Genomic DNA, 21,490 nt, shown 5'->3' with positions numbered 1-21,490 from the left:
TAATGGAGCGGGTGATGGGAATCGAACCCACAACATCAGCTTGGAAGGCTGAGGTTTTGCCATTAAACTACACCCGCATTAGATGCGATATAATAAATTGTTGATGCGGCCGAGAGGACTTGAACCTCCACGGGATCTCTCCCACTAGGCCCTCAACCTAGCGCGTCTGCCATTCCGCCACGACCGCATTGGCAAGACGAAATTCATTACCTCTCAAAAGAGAACAATTAACATTGTACGCTTATCAATTAACTTTGTCAACAACTTTTTAAAATCAATTTTACAAAGTTAACGGGAATGTAATGTTTATGTCATTTCTTTAACGCAACGTTTATTATCTTATAACATTTTCGAGTAATAGTCAATAGGTTATACTTATTTTTCTAAATAAATTATCTATCCCCTCATGATGGCTTCACTTTGTAAAGATTCAAAATTATATACTTCAAATAAAAAGGTTAGAACTGGTCATTTTGCAACGCACTTTCACTACAAATAAGCTTTGGATTTCGTGCTATTAGTCCACTCAGCTTTTTTCTAGTTGCGATAACTCTATACTAACCGTTCTAACCTCTATATAAATTTCTATTTGATTTTATAATTTTGAACTAACTTCAATCTGCCACCACAACGGCCGCATCTCATTTTCTTTGTATCAACTTTTCTAATTCGAGGAAATTTCGTGTGACAATGACCACATTCATACATGTAATTAACACGTTCTTCATACGATTGAATTGGTGTACAATATCTGGGTGCACCAACATGTAAGCTCAGTTGCTTAAAATCTGTATCTCGATGTTGATATCCTCTCCCTGTGAGATGAAGATGATAATGACATAATTCGTGTTTAATAATATCTACAACAGCTTGATAGCCATATTTTTCATACTGTTTATCATTCACTTCTATATTATGGCTCTTTAATAAGTATCTTCCACCCGTCGTTCTTAGCCGACGATTAAAATATACCTGATGCTTAAATGGGCGGTGAAATTCAGACTGTGAAATCTCTTCTGTTAACGTTTGCAATTGTTCATCATTCATTTGGATCAATCATTGTTAATGATACTTTCCCTTTTTGTTCATCAATATCAAGTATCCATACATCAACAATGTCTCCTACGCTAACTACATCCATTGGATTTTTAACAAATTTTCGAGAAAGCTTAGAAATGTGTACAAGACCATCTTGTTTCACACCGATATCTACAAAGGCACCAAAATCCACAACATTGCGCACCGTACCACTCAGTTTCATACCTTTTGTTAAGTCTTCAATGGATAATACGTCTGATTTTAATATAGGTGTTTCATATTCATCACGTGGATCTCGGTTAGGTGCAATCAATGCATTCACGATATCTTCTAGCGTTCGTTCGCCGATATTTAACTTCTCAGCGACTTCATGTTGGTTAATTCGATTTAATGTTGCTTTTAATTGATCTGAACCGAGATCTTCAACGGATAAATTCAACTCATCTAACAGCTGATAAGTGACTTGGTAACTTTCAGGGTGAATGGATGTATTATCTAAGGGTTCTTCACCATCCACAATACGTAAGAATCCGATACTTTGTTCAAAGGTTTTTGCGCCTAATCGTTTCACTTTCGCAATTTCTTTATTGTGTTTGATTGCACCGTTTTCTTCACGATAATTAATAATATTTTGTGCAGTACTTGAGGATAGACCTGCTACATATTGTAGTAAGGCATGTGATGCTGTATTCACGTCTACCCCAACTTGGTTTACTGCATTTTCAACAACAAAGGTTAACGTATTCGCCAGCGCTTTTTGGTTTACATCATGTTGATATTGACCGACACCTATAGATTTCGGATCGATTTTTACGAGTTCACTTAACGGGTCTTGAACTCGGCGTCCAATCGATACCGCACTCCGTTCTTCAACTTGAAAGTCTGGGAACTCGTTACGTGCGATTTCTGAAGCTGAATATACGGATGCTCCCGCTTCATTTACGATAATAAATTTTACTGCTAATTGATGTTTTTGAATAACTGCTGCTACAAATTGTTCTGTTTCACGGCTGGCAGTACCATTACCAATCGCAACGAGTTCTACATGATGACGTTTTACAAAATCTAAGAAAATACGTCCCGCTTCTTCTTTCTTGTTCACAGGTGGGTGCGGATACATTACCCCTTTATCGACAAACGTACCGAACGGATTGATCACTGCGAGTTTACAACCTGTACGAAATGCTGGATCGACACCAAGGATTTGTTTACCTTTAATCGGCGGTTGTAATAATAAGTTTCTGAGATTTTCACCAAACACATCAATCGCATGGGATTCAGCACGTTCTGTTAAGTCACCGCGAATTTCACGTTCAATAGACGGCATAATCAACCGTTTTAAGCTGTCTTTAATCGCAGCTTGAATCACTGTAGTGCCTTCATGATCTCCGCTAACTTCTTGTTTTCGGATGAAATTTTCAATCCCTTGTGTATCCATCTCTATTTTGACAGTGACCACTTTTTCTTTTTCTGCACGATTTACTGCTAAAACGCGGTGATTAGCGATTTTGTTAACGGGTTCACTGTAATCGTAATACATTTCATAAATGTGTTTTTCATCATCAGCTTGTTTTTTCTTTTGCGTTACAAGTACACCGTGACGATCTGTATCTTTCAATGCTTTCGTACGATAAGTTGATTGGTCTGAGATGTGTTCTGCAATAATATCTTGTGCCCCAGCAATAGCTGCCTCTGCTGTTTCAACTTCATTATTAACAAATGCTTGAGCTTTTTCTATTAATGGCATCTCTAATGAACTTTGTTGAATCCATTGTGCGAGCGGTTCTAACCCTTTTCGTTTCGCTTCGGTCGCACGTGTTTTCTTTTTCTGTTTATAAGGTCGATATAAATCTTCGACCCTTTGTAATTTGGTTTGTGCTAAAATATCTTTTTTCAATTCATCTGTGAGCATACCTTGCTCTTCTATACTATGTAAGACCTCTTCTTTACGTTTTTGAAGGTTCACCATATATTGATATTCATCATTAATTTGTTTAATTTCGACTTCATCGAGTCCGCCTGTACGTTCTTTTCTATAACGTGCAATGAACGGCACGGTATTATTTTCTTCTAATAAACCTAAGACGGCTTCAATTTGTTTCTTTGAAAAGTTATATTTTTCTATGATTGTTTGAATCAAATTGTTATCCATGATATCCTCCACTACTTCTAATGTCTTATGCATTCATTTATTTTAACATATTTAAAGAGTATCACGAGACGATTACGAGCTATCTCTTCCTTCCCCTTTTTAGAAAACCCCCTCTACTCAGCATACCCAAAATTTAGATGAAGCAATGTGTGCGACCATTGTCTCTCCGCTCGTCCTCCTAAAATAAAACACAAAAAAGCACATCATCCGTTCTGTATAACGAAATGATGTGCCTAGTGATGTGACTGTTTATTCTACTGCTGCCTGTTGGAGTTTCTTTATTGCTGTACGTTGTAATCTAGAAACGTGCATTTGGCTGAGTCCAATGCGTTCACCCGTTTCTTTTTGACTTAAGCCTTCAATAAAAGTACATTGTATGATTTCACGTTCTCGGTCAGACAAGATAGGGAGTATTTTATCTAATATCATACGTTTTTCAGTGAGGTCATAATTATCATCTTGTTGACCCATGATGTCCAGTAATGTCACCGTAGAGCCATCTTTATCCGCTTCAATAGAATGGTCTACGCTTAAAGCATTGTAGCTCTGGCTGATTTCTATAGCTTCAAGTACTTCCTCTTCGGTAGCATCTAATCGATTCGCAATTTCTTCTATTGAAGGTGACCGCTCGAGTTCATTAGTTAGTTCGTCGTTGACTTTTTTTATACGCGGTCCAATCTCTTTAATACGTCTAGGTACATGGACACTCCATGTCTTATCTCGTAGATAGCGTTTGATTTCCCCGATGACAGTCGGTACTAGAAACGCTTCAAATTTTCGATCATATGATATATCAAATCGGTTGATGGCACCGATTAAGCCAATCATACCAACCTGTACAAGATCTTCATGATGAGATTGTCCCTTAGAATATTTATAAGCAAGGGACTCTATTAATTTACGATAATGTCTTACAAGTTTCTCTTGAGCATTCGTATCTTCATTATTCTGATGTTCGCTGATCCATTGATTTATTTGTTCAGGTGATACTTCATTAACTGATTTCGACTCTTTCGTCATTATTTCGCACCTGCTCTTTTCTTATAAACTTTATCATACTAATCGTTACACCAGAAGTTTTATCTATAGTCACTTCATCCATTAACGATTCAATGAGAAACAGTCCTAGACCACCCTCCCTTAAAAAGTTGATGCTTTCATTGTCTTGATATGGTCCAAGTTGTTTCTTCGTTTCTTCATAATCAAAGCTTTCTCCCTGATCTGAGATAACGATTTTAATCTTGTCATCAAATATTTCGAAACACAGATTAATCATGCCCTCATCTGAATCATCTTTGTATGCGTGTTTTACAGCATTTGTAACTGCTTCACTTACTGCTATTTTAGCATCTTCAATGTCATCATACGAAGCACCTGCTCGAGAAAATACACCTGATAGCGTCAAGCGTATTAAGCTCACATATTCTGCTGTTGCTGGTAAGCGCATTTCGATATAGTCTTGTTTGGCCGGCATGTTACTCAACCTCCGTTCCTTTATTGACATGCATTAAATCTTTCAGCCCAGTAATGTCAAACAATCTTTCAATACGGTCAGACACACCTAAGATATATAATTCTTTTTCATGTTGGTTTAACACTTTTAAGGTACCAACAAATAACCCTAATCCGGTTGAATCCATATAACTTACATTTTCCAAATTAACATATATATCATGTGTGCCCTCTTGTCGCATCGGGGCTAGCACTTCTTCTAGTTCTGGAACAGTATAAACATCTAGCTCTCCAGCCACTTTCACTTCATAATAGTTGTCATGTGTCACTGTTTCAATGTTTAGATTCATACTCGTACACTCCTAGTTTTGTCTTAAGTAATATTTTTGCTATACCCGCTTTTTACTAAAATTAATCCATATCAAATCTAGTTCACACGCTTGATAATTAATATCGTGAGGTCATCACGCTTCTTAGGATTTTGTATTTTTAGTAGTGATTCGTATAACTGTTGTACGATATCTTGAGGATGAAGATGTCTATTTTTATGTATCATATCCAGTAATTTTTGCTTGTCTATGAAGTTCCCGTCATTGTCTCTGGTCTCTGTGACACCATCTGTAAAAATAATGACTAAGTCATTTAAGTAAATCGGTATTTCTTGTTGTGCGTAACGTGTTTGTTGACTAATACCTAGCACTCTACCGCGTACATCGATTTCTTCAAATGTCTCACTCTCGGCGCGATAAATGTAACCTGGTTCATGTCCTGCGGAGCTACAGTACAACAGATGGTTCATTTCTTCATAAAGGCCATAAAACATCGTCACGAACATGTTTTGGTTGACGTTTTTCTCAACAACGCGGTTTAAACGTTTTAACGCATCACTTGGGAGTTGTGAATGTCCATAGGAGTCCATACCGAACTTAATCATACTCATTGCAAGTGCTGCAGGTATGCCTTTACCAATGACATCAGCAATCGCAAAACTCATCGTGCCATCTTTATAATCTATTAAGTTAAAATAATCTCCGCTCACTTTTTGAGCAGCTACAGAAATGACGCCAATTTGAATGCTGTCGAATTGGGGAATATCTGTTTTCAACATCGTTTGTTGAAGTCGTGCAGCTACTTCCATCTCTTTGTCATGGTGTTGTAGCTTGTTGACTAAACGTTGATAGTCCCTATAACTATATCCAAATCCTTTGACTACCTCTTCTAACACTTCTAATGTGTTGAGTATTTGAGGCTCCGTTAAGTTTAACGTCGCAATATAGGATTTATGAATATCTACAATGTCCTCAGGTAAGATATCCTTTTTAATGACTTCTTCTGTAAATTCACAACATTCTTGACGTAAGGCCTCAAAATCGTCAGTTTCTAAACTTTTGTCAATGAGTGCTTTATATTGAACTTTGAATACTTCCAAGTGACTTGTCCTCCTCAACCTGTAATCTACATATTCGTACTACATGACTATGTCACCACTGTGTTGACTCACAGTGACGTAAGACTTTCTCCTCCTTGTACTTGTCTGAAAAGTATTATAATTTAACAGCAACTAATATATGAGTGATAAATTACAAAAAGAGCGGGATTGAAATCTTATAGTAATACATCTATTTGATTAATTCGTATTACTCTCCAGTAGTTGTGCTACTGTAAATTTAAGATTTCGGTTTCCCGCCCCTACAAAGATAGCATGCTTCACTTTGAACATTGATATTTAAAGTGAGCTACCTAGTAAGTTCTTTCCGTTTGTTACGTAAGCATATCTGTACATGTTTATTCTTTAGGTCGCTATGTCTCGTTTATGCACGCATATGTTGTGGTCTCTATTTATGTACCAAAACTGTTGTCGTCTTTTATTTGGAGTACGGCTGTTAGATCATGATTTGAAATGTTTCATATTATGTAACCCTAAACTTATGAAGATAGCACGATTTACTTCTTCCATCTTCTCGTCAGATAGATATGTTAATTTCTCTTTCAGCCTCTTTTTATCTAATGTTCGAATTTGCTCTAACAAGATAACTGAATCTTTATCTAATTTATATTTTTTCTTGTCTATTTCTACATGGGTTGGAATTTTAGCTTTATTAATCCTACCTGTAATTGCAGCGACAATTACGGTAGGACTATATTTATTCCCAGTATCATTTTGAATGATAACAACAGGCCTTACTCCCCCTTGTTCAGACCCTTGAACTGGTGATAAATCAGCTAAATATACATCTCCTCGTCTCATCATTCATTATTATGATTGGAGCTGAGGAATGATTCGTTACAATCACAAGCTTCACATTCGAAAGGAAAAGCTTCTGTTGCTAGGGAGAGATTAAGATCGGCCATTTGTGAATAGCCTTCTTTTAAGATTTGCTCCATATTGTGATATCTCGTAGTATTAAAATTAGACATGAATAAGACCTCCAAGCGACCTTCATAGAATAATTAATTTTATTAGCTTCATTAATCTAATGATATCAAACTTTAATAGCAGTGACTACACTATTTCAGTAATTCATTTTTTATTTCTACATCTTCACCTTTATAGTAGACACGAGGTAATCGACGACTCAAGTTACATAACACCTCATAATTAATCGTCTGTTGTTGTCGTGCCAAGGCTTCAGCGGATTGTGGTACATCTGAACGGTGGTCCATCAATATCACTTGCGAACCTGTTTTTTCATAGTCGGGAATAGCGATAATTGTCTGATCCATGCAAACACGACCGATGACTTCGCACTGTTCACCGTTCACATTCACTGTAAATCCTTGCATCATTCTTAAATAACCATCTGCATAACCGACAGGAATAATCCCTATTTTCATATCTTGGTTTGCAGTAAAGGTACTACCATAGCTCACAGATTCGCCAGCTTTCAATTTCTTCGTTTGCACGATTTCTGTAACCCACTGCGCACTTGGTTTCAAATGCACTTTCACGTTTTCTTTCACATAATCAGAAGGATAATAACCATAGAGTGAGATACCTACACGTACTGCATTACAAAACTGACTGTCTTTGAGAAGACTAGCTGCGGAATTTTGCGAATGTACGAACGGCGGATGTTCAACTTCGTCCACAATCGCTTCAAACTGTGCTTGTTGTTCCTTCATCGCATCCGTATCTTCATCTGCAGTAGGAAAATGAGTGAAGACCCCTTCAAAAATCATATTTTCTGTGGATTGGATCAATGACACAATTTCTTTATATTCATGTGCTGTTTTCACACCCAAGCGCCCCATACCAGTGTCGATCTTAACATGGAACCACATCCGTTTTTCATTTTCTTCGTCCACATATGAAACAGCTTGTTTCATCCATGTTAAATCAGGGACGGTCATCGCAACACGGTGTTGAATTGCTTTATTAATATGTTCAGGCGGAATTACGCCCAATACTAATATTCTAGCATCAACACCATGCATCCTTAATTCTACTGCTTCATCTAACGTTGCAACCGCAAAAAAATTAGCGCCGATGTCCATCAAGTGGCGTGCGATTGCGACACTACCTAGACCATAGCCGTTTGCTTTAACAACAGGGATTACTGTTTTATTTGGATGTAACTTACCGAACATTTGATAATTCGAAGTGATTGCATCTAAATCCACATTCACACGGGTGGGTCTATAATACTTATCTGACATATATTTAATTTCCTCCTAGAAAGCAACGTTTCCCTTATTATTGATTTAATACAACAAGTTTATAACAAAACATAGAGAAGACCAAAGTAAATCCGTTTATTTTCAGTAATTTTAATCACTTTGTAACAATTTTTGAATCATACACACACATAAGATGAAAAATAGACCTATAACGGCGTTTCAACACCCTTATACTTTACATTATTTTAACATGATAACGATAAAAACCACCCATCCAGTGTAGACACGGGCTTGAAATAAGGAAAGTTACTGCTTTTCCTATACAGCCCATGGTGTCTAACTGATGCGTGGTTTGTTGTTATAGATCTTTCTTTAATATGTTAAACGACTCATGCGTCTACTGTTTCAATCACGACTTGACTCGTCGCATAATGTTCGGTATGACTGATGCTTACATGAACACGATACCCCTCGTAATCAATATGCGGGCAACCTTTTTCATCGTTATAACAATCAATATCATGAAAGGCCACAGTTTGACCTAATCCCGTACCGAGCGCTTTACTAAATGCTTCTTTACATGCAAATCGCCCAGCTAAAAATTCAACCTTACGTCGCTCGCTAGTAAAATGATGAAATCGTTGTTGTTCGTTTGTCGTTAAAATTCGTTCAACCACTTTTGGTTGGCGCTCTAATACATGTTGAATACGTTCAATTTCTATTAAATCGATTCCGATACCATGAATCATGTATGTCACTCTTTCTTATTTTAATCATTGTTTTGGTGCCCAAATCTACAAGGCGTATCAACGATGCGTATCGTCACGTTCGTCAGACATTGGGTCTTCTTGGTGCTCAACATCTTTAGCTGAGACCGTTTCATCTCTTCTCGTAAAGCTATCATTTTCATCATGAGCATGAGATGTTTGTTCGTTCAACTCTTGTCGAGCTTCACGTCCTGTCTGTGAAACTTGAGTTTCAGAATCACTAGGTGCTTCATCTTGTGTTTGTGTGTGGTGTATCATATTCATGATTTGTTTCTGAATCTTCTTGTGAAACTGGAGCTGCTTCATGTACGTCGACACGTTGTGCAACACCGTCTTCATTAGAAACTACAGCATTATCAGATTTCTTCAGTGCTCTAATACGTTTTTTTAAGTTTCGTGCTTCTTTTTTCGGAACTAAGGTCACATCAAGATCACCACCAGCTGTCGATAGTGACAGTGTAGCTAACCCATATTTTCGCATAATCGGACCTTCTTCAATATTTAAGTTCTGTATACGAAAATACGGTGCTCTTCTCGTTTTAATAAACCAAATACCTTTACGTACAGTAATCTCTTGATCACCCACATCATAACGGAAAATTTTATATTTATAAATCGGTCTAATCAAAATCATATAAACTGCCATCAATACAATGAGTACAATACCTATGATGGTAACCCATTTGACTACCGTTTCACCGACCCAGTGTAATAAAAATTGATTTGCGACGATTACAGAACCTAACAGAATCGCTAAAATCACACTAGTAATAACCCCCGTAATTCGCATCACGGGTTTGGCTGATGGTGACATGCGTTGATAATTAGTCATGGCTCTCACCTCTCAAATACCATTGTTCTAAAGCTTCTACTTTGGATTGTTCTACGAAATCGAGCCCAATGTCTTCATTCATGATGCCTTTAGCTATGACAAAGTTGAAATTGAGCAATTCACTTCTAACAAGGAATGGATTGCTATCCATTTCTAGACCTAACACTTTATTATGTTTAAAGTAAGACTGCTCGATGCCAAAGGTTGTGACGTCACGAACGACCATTTCATCATCCACAACATTGAAGCCTGACATTTTAATAGAAGCTAAAGCGTGTAATGCCATGATTACAGTAATCGCACCTGCGACTGCATAGCCCCAAGGTGTAAAGTAGTAATGGACAATGCCGGCGATCGCAAATAATACGACGGCAGGAATCCAGAAATGACGATGGTAACCGCGCCAAGGCATGCCTGTTTCTGGCTCTTCAAAATGCATGCTTGGAATTAAGTCTTGCATCAATTCATATGCTTTGTCACGTTTAATAAATGGTAAAACTTTCACTTTCCCATCTTCAACATTGTCGTCCCCGACATCACTACTTGTCATATCACTTGTGATGATCAAAGACATGGAAGTATAGCCAAATAATTTTCTTAAGAATGACTGATTTTCGACAATCGCTTGCATACGATCCACCGGTACAGTGATATGCTTCACTGTGAGTAAACCATAACTAATATACAAATGATTGCCAGATTGATCGACAGTGTAATTGAAATTACGGACAATAACAATCAACGTACCCACGATATAGCTGATGAGAATACCAATCATCAATGTTGCGATGACCACGAGTGTCACAGATTGACCTAAACCTGCAAATTCACCAAACAAGTCATCCCATGGTATAAATTCTGTAAAGTTACCAACGATTGGTCCAATCACTGCAAAGGCCACACCGATGGCCCCACTCGTCATCGCCATGAGTAGCAATTCCTTCACTGTCATGTGATATATACGATGTTTCTCCTCTATTGTGTCGGTATCAAGCGCTGATTCAGATTGTTCTTCATTTGTCTCTACAGTATCAGCTGCATGTTCTTGTTTTAGTTCGCGTTGTTTTTCTCTCAGTGTTTGTTGCAGGATATCACTTTGACTTTTTGAAATCGTATCAAGTACGATGCCATCACTCGGTGTTGTAACCTTGAGCTCGACACCTTTCACAAGTTGTTGAATAATCCCTTGGTTCGTATCCATAGATTGAATTCGGCGTATATTTAATTCTGTTCGTTTCTTCGTCAAAATCCCTTTTTTCACGATAAAATGATCTCCCTCGATCCAATATCGCGTTTGATAAACCTCAAGAAACGCATAAACTGTAAGCACTATAATCAGTATCATAAAGCCAGATGGCATGATGTAACTCATCGGATCCGTAAAATCAAAATCTCTAATGTTAAAAACTAAAAAGATAATAATAATGATAAAGTTTTGTTTGATTACACTAATTAAACCGGATAAATAAGAGATAGGATGTAATTTTTGTGGTTCAGACATCGGTATCTTCACCTCTCAAACGTTGAAAGACATCCGCTTCAATTTCTTCTATATCTTCGTTCGCCATCAACGGTAGTTCTAATTCATGCCCCGCTGTCGTTAACTCTAAAGCACTCAAATCCCAGCGATTCATCAACGGATTCGTCTTACGATCTGTAAATTGGATGCGTTCATATTTCATAATTTTTCGCGATTTAAAAATAAAATCACTCTTGACTTCCAAAAATTCTGGCGTCACTTTATAAAACTGGAACTTATATCTTGCCCATGGACCTACAGCAATATAAATCACATCTAGCGCAAGTAATACATAAAAACCATAATCAAAAATATTGAGCCAATTAAAATGAATAGAACAATATAATAAAGCTAGTATAACCCCAATTGTCAGAATCCCCTCAACAATTTCAGTAATGTAATAATATATTAACGCCTGCTTTGGGCTGCGATGATATGCTTCATTCGTATTCATGTCATACCCCTTTCAGCAATTTTTGTTACTTATAACATATCATAAATTCACTAAAAATAGTTCCCTTTATTTTATAAATTAATTAAAATAATGAATCAGCCGCATGGTTTTCCCTATCAAAACGCTTCATTTTCCTATAAAAAAAGTAGGAACCATTGATGATTCCTACTTTGTATTTATCGCAAATCATGCTTATTTTTTATGATCAGCAAATGTGCGACCTTTCATTGATTTTTTATTTGAGTTACGGTCGTGGTTGCCTTTTTTATTATTGTAGTTTCTATTACGACGGTTTTTATTATCGTACTTGCCGTCACCGCGTTTGTTGTTACGGCGTGGGCCACCTTTATTGTTGCGGCCTTTACGTGCTAATGGTTTTTCAAATGTTAATTGCACTTCTACTTCGTCGTTCGCTTCAACAAGCTCTTGAAGTAATGACGCGATAAGCTCTACATCGTTATATTCTTCTAATAAATCATAAGCGATGCGTTGAAGTCTTGGTTCACTAGGATTAGACATCCAGCGTTTCACTTTATCTTTAATGTCGTTTTCACGTGCTTTTAATACTTCTTTACGATGTGGAGGACGAAGGGCTTTCATTTGGCGACCATTTGTTTGTTCAATTTGTCTGATGTAATCCATTTCGATTGGATTAACAAATGTGACCGCAATACCTTCTTTACCTGCACGGCCTGTACGTCCAATACGGTGTGTATAACTTTCGGTATCTTGCGGAATATCAAAGTTGTATACGTGACTGACACCAGAAATATCTAAACCACGTGCAGCAACGTCAGTCGCAACTAAGATATCGATTTGATCGTTTTTAAATTTTTTCAAGACTTCAAGACGTTTGGCTTGAGTAATGTCTCCGTGTAAACCTTCAGCTTTGTAGCCTTTAGATAATAATGCACTCGTAAGTTCATCTACACGACGTTTAGTACGACCAAACACGATAGCTAAATCGGGTTGATGCACATCTAAGAAGTTCGTAAATGTATCAAATTTTTCTAATTCTTTCACGATTGTATAATATTCATCGATGTGAGGATCTGAAATTTCGTTGTTCATCGTTTTCACGATTTCTGGGGATTTCATAAATTGTTGCACTAAAGTTTGGATTGCTTTAGGCATTGTAGCTGAGAACAATAACGTTTGACGTTGTTCTGCAGGAATTTTATCCATGATAAATTTCATATCGTCGATGAAGCCCATGTTCATCATTTCGTCTGCTTCATCTAATACGAGGGTATGAATATCGTTCGTTTTAAGGGTACGACGATTTAAGTGGTCAATCACACGTCCAGGTGTCCCTACCACGATTTGTGGTCCTTTTTTCAACGCTTTAATTTGGCGGTCAATCGGCATACCACCAAAGACAGTAACGACTTGAATCGGTTGTCCCACTGCAAAAGATTTGATTTGTTCTGCGACTTGCATCGCTAATTCTCTTGTTGGAGCTAATAATAAGGCTTGAACACCTTTTTTGCCGGCAACTTTTTCTATAATGGGTATACCGAAAGCACCTGTTTTACCTGTACCTGTTTGTGCTTGGCCAAGAATGTCTTTACCTTCTAAGGCAAGAGGGATACTATCTTTTTGTATCGGTGTGGCTTCAGTAAAACCCATTGATTCTAGGGTTTCTACTGTTTTAGCCGAGATCCCTAACTCTTTAAAATTTTGCAAAGTAATTCTCCTTTATTTGATATATACTTAATTACGTTCTTTTAATTGTGTAATTTTTTCAACTTCTTAATATTACCACTATTAAAACACAAGTTGCAAATATATTTTGTCAATCGAGTCATTAATAAAGCGCTAAAAAAGCAAATTATAATTAGAATATGTGTTTTAACTTTATCACAATGCGATGTTACGCCTGTGTTTGCCTGGTTAAAGTATAGATCACTTTTATTTAGTTCCTTATACCATCATAACAATCTTTAGGGTTTATCGTGAACCGTCTTCTAACAATGCATCGACCGCTTCTTCTAATTTCATACCTCTTGAACCTTTAACGAGCACTTTATCCCCGGATTGGACCTGTTGTTTAAGTTGTTGAATTAACGCACTTTTATCCTCGAAATGTTGTGCGTTTTGGACATAACGTTGACCAGCGCGATGAATATTTGCTGCTTGTGTACCGAACGTATAAAGTATATCAATCGCTTTACCCTCTAGATATGCGCCGACAGTTGCATGCATGTCAGCACTGTTGTCGCCTAGCTCTAACACATCACCGAGTACAAGAATTTTGCGTCCTTCCATAGCACCAAGCGTATCGATGGCTGCTCTCATGCTTGTTGGGCTTGCATTATACGCGTCATTAATCACGAGTCCACCTTGTGGTAATGAATGTTGTTCCATACGCATGCCAGTGAGCTTCACTTGGGCGATATTGCGTCGAATCATGTCATAAGTAAGCCCTAAATGTTTTCCAACTGCGATGGCCATCGCCGCATTTGTCATATTGTGTTTACCTAAAATCGGTAAATGATATTCTTCTGTGTTTAATGTAAATGAAATCCCCTCTGAGGCAATCTCATCCAAGTGACATACGTATTTATTTTCTGATTGGAGCCCTACACTGATAACTTCGACATCTTTTAATGTGTTGACGTGTGGCGCGAGGAGCGGTTCATCGCCATCGAATATAAATAAGCCGTCTGATTTTAGGCCTGTGGTGATTTCAAATTTAGCTTGTGCAATGCCCTCTCTAGAACCAAGATCTTGCATGTGAGATTCTCCGATATTCGTAATTACTGCGACATCTGGATGAGTGAGATTTGATAATAATTCGATTTGATGGAAACCAGACATCCCCATTTCTAAAATAGAGATTTCAGTGTCGTGATCTAATTCTAAGATTGTGAGTGGTAAACCAATTTCATTATTATAATTACCTTGCGTTTTTTTTACTTTGAAATGCGGTTTTAACACACTTTCAATCATATCTTTTGTCGTCGTTTTACCGTTGGAGCCAGTAACTGCGACCACTTTAGGGCCTACTTCATTTAAATAAGCTTGTGCCAATTGTTGTAACGCTTCGAGGGTATTTTCAACCCATATAATAGGACCTGAAACTGTTTCCTCTAGTGCTGTACCTTTTTCGTAAAATGAAGCTCCTGCACCGTCTTGAAGTGCTTGTTTAACAAATTGATGTCCGTCCACATTTTCACCTTTGAATGGAATGAACAACATGCCGGGTTCGATTTGGCGTGAATCAATCGTGACACCCTTGATGGTTTGAGTTAAATCATCCGCTTCAATGTCACATGGAATCCACTGTTGTATTTGTTTTACGGTTACTTCAATCATCGTTTATCAACCTCAGTCAATTTTGTATTTGTTTTGTTGTTTGTCTGCATATTTCTCTTTAGCTAACTCGATTAATTTTTTAATGAGATCTGGGTAAGCGAGTCCCATATTTTCCCAAAGGCTTGGGTACATACTAAATTCAGTGAAACCTGGCATCGCATTCGTTTCATTGATAAAAATTTGATTGTCTTCAGTCACAAAGAAATCTGCACGTAAAAGACCAGAACAGTCTGTAGCTTTGAAAGCTTCTACCGCCATATCACGCAGTGTTTGTTGTACGTCTGGTGATAGGTCAGCTGGAATATCTAAGCGAATATTGCCGTCTTTATATTTCGCTTTATAGTCATAGAATGCAACTTCTTTCACTACTTCACCTGGAAGGGTCGTTTCAGGATAATCATTACCGAGAACGGCAACTTCAATTTCACGTGCATTGATCCCTTGTTCAATGACGAGTTTACGGTCAAAATGGAATGCCTCTTCGATCCCTGCTTTTAACTCTTCTTCATTATTACATTTACTAATACCAACACTTGAACCTAAGTTTGCTGGCTTAACAAACACTGGGAATTCAAGTTTATCGTTCACAAGTTTTAAGATATTGTCTTCGTATTTACGGTATTCACTACGTAAGAAACTCACATAAGGCAATTGTGGTAAACCACGATGCGCAAATAATTGTTTCATCACAAGTTTATCCATAGAACTAGACGCAGCTAATACACCATTACCTACATATGGAATATCTAACACTTCAAATAGACCTTGGATGGTACCATCTTCACCATTGGGTCCATGTAATAATGGAAAGACTGCACTATAACTTTCGCCATCTGCGTTTGAAGTTAAGAGTTGAGAGATATCACCTGGTTCAACATCTTCGAGTCGTAATGTTTCTTGGTCTTCGATAGGTGTAGAGACACGCTCTTGTTTTTTCCATAAGCCATCATTGGTGATATAAATCATATCGATGTCGTATTGTTCTTTATCAATCGCATTTAATACATTTTGCGCTGTCAGGATCGACACATCATGTTCTGCGCTTTTTCCCCCATAAATTACACATATATTCTCTTTCGCCATGTATGTTGCCTCCAAAATAATTTTCTTAAACTTCATCATACCATGATTACATACGCTTTTGCATTTGTTACCCATTTTATATGAAAGATTTTTAAAACATTTATTTTAGTGATAAAAACACGTGTTTAAACTTCACTAATTGAAAGTCTCGATACTAACGTTTTACATTTAAAACTGTAGTTGATTCTAGCAAATTAGTATAAAGTCATATAGAATCGGTATATAATAGATTATTAGGGAAATATTCGATTTAAAGGAGTACATAATGAATACTTCACGTCAATCAAAAAATGAACATTGGATACGCAAGATAGACTGGATACTTGTTGGTATCATTGCATTGTTAGCCATCATCAGTGTCATTATTATTCACTCCGCTATGGGTGGCGGACAATACAGTTCCAACTTTAGTAATAGACAAATTATTTATTACGTCTTAGGCGGCTTACTCGCCGTTTTAATTATGTTTATCTCGCCTAAAAAATTAATGAAATATGCCTATTTACTGTACGCGATCTTATGCGTGATGTTACTCGTTTTAATCATCATGCCTGAAACGGCCATTACACCGATTATCAATGGTGCACAAAGTTGGTATACGTTTGGTCCAATCAGCATACAACCTTCAGAATTCATGAAGATCGTGCTCATACTTGCATTGGCGCGACTAATTTCACGCCATAACAAGTTTACATTTAATAAATCAATCGAAACAGATTTCGTGTTATTAGCTAAAATTATTGGGCTATCCTTTATTCCGCTTATCCTCATCCTACTGCAAAACGACTTGGGTACGACCCTCGTATTACTTGCGATCATTGCAGGTATCGTGATTATTAGTGGAATTACTTGGAAAATATTGGCACCGCTATTCCTTACAGGGATTATCGCTGCCGCGAGCATTATCTTATCAGTCATATTCAAACCTGAACTGATTGAAAAACTATTAGGTATACAAACCTATCAAATGGGCCGTATTAATTCATGGTTAGATCCTTATACTTACAGTAGTGGCGATGGTTATCACCTAACCGAATCAATGAAAGCCATTGGTTCTGGTCAACTCTTCGGTAAAGGTTTTAATAAAGGTGAAGTTTACATCCCTGAAAACCATACCGACTTTATCTTTTCAGTGATTGGTGAAGAATTTGGATTTATCGGTGCTGTCGTGCTCATACTCATTTTCTTAGCACTTGTGTTCCATCTCACTCGATTAGCTACGAAAAACGATGGACCGTTCAATAAAATCTTTATCATAGGATTTATTTCTTTAATTCTTTTCCACCTCGTCCAAAATATTGGTATGACAATCCAATTGTTACCTATCACAGGTATTCCATTACCATTCATTAGTTACGGTGGTAGTTCGCTATGGAGCTTGATGTGTGGTGTCGGTATTGTGTTATCAATTTACTATCATCAACCTACACGGCTTTACCAAGAAGAACAGTAAAATAAGGGCTCACATTTGTTATGTTGCACAAAAAACGTCGATGACACCTTTCACAGGTTCATCGACGTTTTTTCTTTGAACTTTAAATAAATGAGCATGCATCATAAAGCATAAAAATAGGTACTCCTTTATTGAGATTTTTATCATAAATCTCAGTTCATAGAAGTACCTCAATATCGTATGGATTGATAACATTGATTTCATTTATTTTTATCTACTATAAGCAATACCATGTCATATAGTCGTCTGTATCACTAAATTAATAGGTAGGAACAATCTAGACTTAATCATTGTCCTTATGCTGAAAATTTACATTATCCTGTTTCTAACGGGTCAGTCATGCAATTAAAAACGACCCTCTGCGTAAATCATGTAAACTGGCCAAACTAAATCACGATTTCTATGCAAAATAACAAATTAATCGCTCTATATATATTACCTTACTTCAATTCATTCGTAGGTTTCACATTTGCTGGTAATGAATGCATTACTTCAAGTCTTGATTTAGTTTTCTTTATGTTTACTCCTAATGATGATAACAACTTAACTACATTTTGCAATTTATCTTTATTGTCATCCATGTTATCACACCTTTTACTATAAGTTCATTTTTATTCTACCCTAATTAAATATAAATTACTACATAATTTTCGAATCTTTTAAAAACTTCACAATAAATAAATATAACTAACACTTTTCGCCTATGAGTAAGTGTTCATCGTCATGGATTGAACCTCAAATTTAAGCACTTTACAATCACAGTGATTCAATTTCCTATCATATTTAATATAGCACAGTGCACCCGAGATCATAAACCGCTTTTTCTAAAGTATTGAGGTTCATCGGTGTGTCAAATTCAATTTCGATTTCGTCTAGATTGTGATTAAATGTTGCGCTGTCTACACCAATTAATTGTGTGAGCTTAGCTACTATATGTTCAGCTTCTGTTTGGTCTTTCACTGGTTCCAAATAAATGGTCTTGGTCTGCTTCATAATTAATTAATCTTACCCTTTCATCAATTTTTGAAACGTCACTAATAATTCTTCCATCGCTTCTTGCTGTTGGCCCTCATTGACCTTGTCCATAATACAGCTTTTCATATGATAATCTAATAAACGCATCGCTACACTATTAAGTGCTGACCGTGTTGCTCTGATCTGTGTAAGCACGTCATCGCAGTACACATCTTCATCGATCATGCGATTAATCGCTCTCACTTGCCCTTCAATTCGATTCAATCTCGATCTTAAATTGGTCTTTATTTCTTCGGAATGATGCGCATGTTGCTCCTCCACCCTAAGCACCCCTCTTTCATAATTCACGTACATGTTATACCCCGTCCCCGTATGAGTCAAGTGTCAAACTGGTAATAAGTGATACAATGTTGTAGAATTTAAAAACAAAGTGATCAACGTTACATAAAGGAGGACTGCTTATGTTTGATTTTTTTCCATATATGACAGCTTTTGGATCGACAAACTTAATTCTTAATATCGTTTTAATCGGCGCCTTCCTTTTAAACATTATCTTTGGATTTACCATTGTATTTTTAGAGCGACGTTCAGCAGGATCGATATGGGCATGGCTGTTTGTACTGGCCTTCATCCCCATTTTAGGATTCATCCTATATCTCTTATTCGGTCGCCAAATCCAACGTTCTCACATTTTCAAATTAAATGAGGAAGACAAAATTGGTCTTGAGATGATCGTTAAAGAACAACTCGCAGAAATACAATCCGATGACTTTTCCAAAGGCAGTTATGAGATCGTGAAATATAAAGACATGATTCAAATGCTGTTAGGAAATAATTCAGCCTTTCTTACTACTGATAACGATATTCAAATCTTTACTGATGGTAAGAAAAAATTCGATAAATTATTAGAGGATATTGAACAGGCTCGCGATTACATACATATCCAGTATTACATCATTCGTAATGATGGCTTAGGTAAACGCATTTTAGAGGCACTTGAACGTAAATTAGAAGAAGGTGTAGAGGTTAAAATGCTTTATGACGATATGGGTTCTCGTGGTCTATCACTGAAAGCCTTTAAGTCATTCCGTAAAAAAGGTGGGCAAGTTGAAGCATTCTTCCCATCTATGTTACCGCTCATCAATTTACGTATGAATAACCGTAACCACAGAAAGATCGTTGTGATTGATGGTCATATCGGCTACGTGGGCGGTTTCAATGTAGGTGATGAATACCTCGGATTGAAGAAAAAATTTGGATACTGGCGTGACACCCATTTACGTATCGTTGGAGATGCGGTCAATGCCTTACAGTTACGTTTTATGCTAGATTGGAATTCGCAAGCGTCTCGTGACAATTTACAATATGAATCACGCTACTTCCCTGACGTGGATTCAGGTGGGACAACCGGCGTTCAAATCGCTACAAGTGGCCCTGATGAGGAATGGGAACAAGTAAAATATGGTTATTTGAAAATGATTGCTTCAGCGAAAAAATCGATTTTCATTCAATCCCCTTATTTCATCCCGGACCAATCATTCTTAGATGCGATTAAAATTGCTGCACTCGGTGGTATAGACGTCAATATTATGATTCCTAGTAAGCCAGATCATCCTTTCGTCTTTTGGGCAACGTATAATAATGTCGCTTCGTTATTAGATTCTGGCGTTAACGTGTTCCACTACGATAATGGATTCCTCCATGCGAAAGTGATGGTCATCGATGACGAAATTGCAAGTGTAGGGACAACAAACATTGATCATCGAAGTTTCACACTTAATTTTGAAATCAATGCCTTTATTTATAACTCTGATATTGCAAAACAATTAAGAGACAGTTTCTATGAAGATTTAGAGGTCTCTTATCGTCTGACAAAATCACTTTATGAAGAACGGGGCTTATGGATTAAATTTAAAGAAGGTATTTCTAGACTTATTTCACCGATTCTGTAAGCGTAACAGTATATCATTAACTTCATATTTCAAATAAAAAAGCGAGATTGGAACGCAACATTGCTTGAATAGCTCAAGCTAACGTGTGTTTCAGTCTCGCTTATTTTATATACAATGAATATTTTTGGAAAATGAACTGGACGTGAATAATTGAATCATGATACTCATAGCGAGATGCTTATTTATTTTCTAAATCGTATAAACTTTTCTCGCCATCAGGTAATTGATCTACAAAGTCCGCGGGATCCTCAGCGTATTTGTTACCTACGCCGCCTTTCATACGTTGAAAATGAAGGTGGGGCCCTGTCGTTTGTTCACCCGTGTTACCAGATAACGCAACGACATCCCCTCTTTTAACTTCATCGCCAGTTTCTACTTTGTATTCACTCAAATGCATATACCACTCGTAATGCGTGCCATCATCTTCAGCAATCTGCAATACATTTCCGCCTAATTTATCCTTAAAGGTACGTGTCACAATGCCATCTGCAGCTGCTTTAATCGGCGTTTTTCTCGGCAATGCATAGTCGATGCCATAGTGTTTACCATCAAAATCAGCATATTGATATTCACCAAACGTTTCTGTCTCCCTGCTACCATCAAACAAGTCATCCCAATCATGGTGATCATCTTCAGCGTGATCTGTAGATTCTATCGTAGTTTTAACATCGTTAAACCATGACTGAATACGTTCAATATGAGTGATAATGAGAACGGCAGGAATTAAGATAACAGCGCAGATCAATATAATTTTTATCGCTCTTTTCACAACCCATTGAACCTCCCATCAATTGTTAACAATCTATTATACGATTTTCGGTACTTTCGCTCAATGTTAATGCCCAGAGTTGTCTTTAGCTAAAATGATGGCCATTTT

The 21,490-nt window shown here is 37.1% G+C and carries 23 protein-coding genes and 2 tRNA genes; 2 read left to right on the top strand and 23 right to left on the bottom strand.

Going from position 1 to position 21,490, the window contains the following annotated elements; all coding sequences use genetic code 11:
• Positions 1-3: 3 nt before the first annotated feature.
• The 19 genes from ACSBRB_RS09745 to ACSBRB_RS09655 all read right to left on the bottom strand — a co-directional run bounded on the left by ACSBRB_RS09745 (position 4) and on the right by ACSBRB_RS09655 (position 16,233).
• Positions 4-77, bottom strand: a tRNA-Gly gene (locus tag ACSBRB_RS09745).
• Positions 78-104: 27 nt separating this feature from the next.
• Positions 105-187 (bottom strand) — tRNA-Leu (locus ACSBRB_RS09740).
• Between the two features lie 398 nt (positions 188-585).
• Positions 586-1,047 carry a SprT family protein gene (locus ACSBRB_RS09735; RefSeq protein ID WP_435032635.1) on the bottom strand — a complete coding sequence of 154 codons (462 nt, stop codon included), beginning with the start codon at positions 1,045-1,047 and terminating at the stop codon, positions 586-588.
• Entirely contained in the window at positions 1,040-3,190 is a 2,151-nt protein-coding gene (locus tag ACSBRB_RS09730; RefSeq protein WP_435032634.1) for a Tex family protein, read from the bottom strand. The genes ACSBRB_RS09735 and ACSBRB_RS09730 overlap by 8 nt, the downstream gene beginning before the upstream one ends.
• A 249-nt stretch (positions 3,191-3,439) precedes the next feature.
• Positions 3,440-4,210: an RNA polymerase sigma factor SigB gene (sigB, locus tag ACSBRB_RS09725; protein WP_435032633.1), complete on the bottom strand. Its 771-nt coding sequence runs from the start codon at positions 4,208-4,210 to the stop codon at positions 3,440-3,442.
• Entirely contained in the window at positions 4,185-4,664 is a 480-nt protein-coding gene (gene rsbW / locus ACSBRB_RS09720) for an anti-sigma B factor RsbW (protein ID WP_059107858.1), read from the bottom strand. Before rsbW ends, sigB begins: the two co-directional genes overlap by 26 nt.
• Position 4,665: 1 nt before the next feature.
• Positions 4,666-4,992, bottom strand: a complete 327-nt coding sequence (locus ACSBRB_RS09715; RefSeq protein WP_435032632.1) for an anti-sigma factor antagonist — start codon at positions 4,990-4,992, stop codon at positions 4,666-4,668.
• A 77-nt stretch (positions 4,993-5,069) separates the two neighbouring features.
• On the bottom strand, positions 5,070-6,071 hold the full coding sequence (locus ACSBRB_RS09710; protein WP_435032631.1) for a SpoIIE family protein phosphatase: 1,002 nt from the start codon (positions 6,069-6,071) through the stop codon (positions 5,070-5,072).
• Positions 6,072-6,530: 459 nt separating this feature from the next.
• Entirely contained in the window at positions 6,531-6,893 is a 363-nt protein-coding gene (locus ACSBRB_RS09705) for a type II toxin-antitoxin system PemK/MazF family toxin (RefSeq protein ID WP_059107861.1), read from the bottom strand.
• Positions 6,890-7,060, bottom strand: coding sequence for a type II toxin-antitoxin system antitoxin MazE (mazE, locus tag ACSBRB_RS09700; protein WP_059107862.1), 171 nt, complete (start codon positions 7,058-7,060; stop codon positions 6,890-6,892). Before mazE ends, ACSBRB_RS09705 begins: the two co-directional genes overlap by 4 nt.
• Before the next feature lie 90 nt (positions 7,061-7,150).
• Complete coding sequence (alr, locus tag ACSBRB_RS09695) at positions 7,151-8,299, bottom strand: alanine racemase (protein WP_435032630.1); 1,149 nt, start codon at positions 8,297-8,299, stop codon at positions 7,151-7,153.
• Positions 8,300-8,649: 350 nt separating this feature from the next.
• Positions 8,650-9,009, bottom strand: coding sequence for a holo-ACP synthase (gene acpS, locus ACSBRB_RS09690; protein WP_435032629.1), 360 nt, complete (start codon positions 9,007-9,009; stop codon positions 8,650-8,652).
• 57 nt (positions 9,010-9,066) lie between these two features.
• Positions 9,067-9,291 carry a hypothetical protein gene (locus ACSBRB_RS09685; protein ID WP_435032628.1) on the bottom strand — a complete coding sequence of 75 codons (225 nt, stop codon included), beginning with the start codon at positions 9,289-9,291 and terminating at the stop codon, positions 9,067-9,069.
• Positions 9,257-9,859 carry a PH domain-containing protein gene (locus ACSBRB_RS09680; RefSeq protein WP_435032627.1) on the bottom strand — a complete coding sequence of 201 codons (603 nt, stop codon included), beginning with the start codon at positions 9,857-9,859 and terminating at the stop codon, positions 9,257-9,259. The genes ACSBRB_RS09685 and ACSBRB_RS09680 overlap by 35 nt, the downstream gene beginning before the upstream one ends.
• The gene (locus ACSBRB_RS09675) at positions 9,852-11,360 is read right to left on the bottom strand and encodes a PH domain-containing protein (protein WP_435032626.1); all 1,509 of its coding nucleotides are present in this window, start codon (positions 11,358-11,360) and stop codon (positions 9,852-9,854) included. Before ACSBRB_RS09675 ends, ACSBRB_RS09680 begins: the two co-directional genes overlap by 8 nt.
• Positions 11,353-11,832, bottom strand: coding sequence for a PH domain-containing protein (locus ACSBRB_RS09670; protein ID WP_435032625.1), 480 nt, complete (start codon positions 11,830-11,832; stop codon positions 11,353-11,355). Before ACSBRB_RS09670 ends, ACSBRB_RS09675 begins: the two co-directional genes overlap by 8 nt.
• A 192-nt stretch (positions 11,833-12,024) precedes the next feature.
• The gene (gene cshA, locus ACSBRB_RS09665) at positions 12,025-13,518 is read right to left on the bottom strand and encodes a degradosome RNA helicase CshA (protein ID WP_059107868.1); all 1,494 of its coding nucleotides are present in this window, start codon (positions 13,516-13,518) and stop codon (positions 12,025-12,027) included.
• Between the two features lie 264 nt (positions 13,519-13,782).
• Complete coding sequence (locus ACSBRB_RS09660; RefSeq protein ID WP_435032624.1) at positions 13,783-15,150, bottom strand: UDP-N-acetylmuramoyl-tripeptide--D-alanyl-D-alanine ligase; 1,368 nt, start codon at positions 15,148-15,150, stop codon at positions 13,783-13,785.
• Between the two features lie 12 nt (positions 15,151-15,162).
• Entirely contained in the window at positions 15,163-16,233 is a 1,071-nt protein-coding gene (locus tag ACSBRB_RS09655; protein WP_435032623.1) for a D-alanine--D-alanine ligase, read from the bottom strand.
• Between the two features lie 265 nt (positions 16,234-16,498).
• Here ACSBRB_RS09655 and ACSBRB_RS09650 point away from each other — a divergent pair, with 265 nt between their 5' ends.
• The gene (locus ACSBRB_RS09650; RefSeq protein WP_435032622.1) at positions 16,499-17,686 is read left to right on the top strand and encodes an FtsW/RodA/SpoVE family cell cycle protein; all 1,188 of its coding nucleotides are present in this window, start codon (positions 16,499-16,501) and stop codon (positions 17,684-17,686) included.
• A gap of 440 nt (positions 17,687-18,126) precedes the next feature.
• Here ACSBRB_RS09650 and ACSBRB_RS09645 read toward each other — a convergent pair whose 3' ends face one another.
• The 3 genes from ACSBRB_RS09645 to ACSBRB_RS09635 form a co-directional block, all read right to left on the bottom strand.
• Entirely contained in the window at positions 18,127-18,267 is a 141-nt protein-coding gene (locus ACSBRB_RS09645; RefSeq protein ID WP_435032621.1) for an Lmo0850 family protein, read from the bottom strand.
• 202 nt (positions 18,268-18,469) lie between these two features.
• Complete coding sequence (locus ACSBRB_RS09640) at positions 18,470-18,679, bottom strand: putative copper chaperone CsoZ (RefSeq protein WP_435032620.1); 210 nt, start codon at positions 18,677-18,679, stop codon at positions 18,470-18,472.
• Positions 18,680-18,691: 12 nt separating this feature from the next.
• Positions 18,692-19,015 carry a metal-sensitive transcriptional regulator gene (locus ACSBRB_RS09635; protein ID WP_435032619.1) on the bottom strand — a complete coding sequence of 108 codons (324 nt, stop codon included), beginning with the start codon at positions 19,013-19,015 and terminating at the stop codon, positions 18,692-18,694.
• Positions 19,016-19,122: 107 nt separating this feature from the next.
• On the opposite strand from ACSBRB_RS09635, the gene cls reads away from it, so the two are divergent.
• Entirely contained in the window at positions 19,123-20,613 is a 1,491-nt protein-coding gene (gene cls, locus ACSBRB_RS09630) for a cardiolipin synthase (protein WP_435032618.1), read from the top strand.
• A gap of 178 nt (positions 20,614-20,791) precedes the next feature.
• On the opposite strand, the gene ACSBRB_RS09625 is transcribed toward cls, so the two are convergent.
• Positions 20,792-21,382: a M23 family metallopeptidase gene (locus tag ACSBRB_RS09625; protein ID WP_435032617.1), complete on the bottom strand. Its 591-nt coding sequence runs from the start codon at positions 21,380-21,382 to the stop codon at positions 20,792-20,794.
• Between the last annotated feature and the right edge of the window lie 108 nt (positions 21,383-21,490).

This window comes from Staphylococcus auricularis (genome assembly GCF_051172115.1).
Taxonomy (GTDB): Bacteria; Bacillota; Bacilli; order Staphylococcales; family Staphylococcaceae; genus Staphylococcus; species Staphylococcus auricularis_A.
This window is presented reverse-complemented; position numbering and strand designations above follow the sequence as displayed.